The organism is Halorubrum sp. SS7, from assembly GCF_005435055.1.
In the GTDB taxonomy this organism is placed as follows: Archaea; Halobacteriota; Halobacteria; order Halobacteriales; family Haloferacaceae; genus Halorubrum; species Halorubrum salinarum.
Window position 1 is genome coordinate 1 of the sequence record NZ_SGXV01000049.1, and the last position, 471, is coordinate 471.

Sequence of the window (471 nt, forward strand, 5' to 3'; positions counted from 1 at the left end):
ACATCGACCCGTGGATGGCGTGGTGGAAACAGCTCCGCACGCCGATGGAGGAGGGATCCTCGGGTGCGTGGCAAAAGAACCTCTACTCCAACGAGAATTTCGACGAAGCGCTTTCAAAATCATTCAATACACCGAACCAGGACGAACGGATCGAATACGTCCGAGAGGCCGAGCAAATCTTCCTCGAAGACGCGCCGTTCGCGATGACGACGTTCCCCCTCACTCCGAAAGGGAGCGTGACACAGCTCAAAAATGTAGGCAACCAGATTGGCTTGAGCAACTTCCATCGCGCCTACCTCGAGGAGTAACATGCTGTTCACACTGACAGCTCGGGCGATGTCAACCTGGCTCGTTAGGGGTGATCCGTAATGGGGATGCGTCGCTATATCGCCAAGCGAGTCGCTCACGCGCTGGTGGTAATCTACATTGTTGCAACAATCGTGTTCTTTGCCGTCAGAGCCATCCCTGGCG

At 55.4% G+C, this 471-nt stretch carries 1 protein-coding gene; it reads left to right on the plus strand.

Annotated elements, in window-relative coordinates; all coding sequences use genetic code 11:
* Positions 1 to 308 (plus strand): hypothetical protein (locus EXE44_RS20325; protein WP_199241239.1); only part of this gene is annotated, 308 nt, incomplete at its 5' end.
* Positions 309 to 471: the final 163 nt, after the last annotated feature.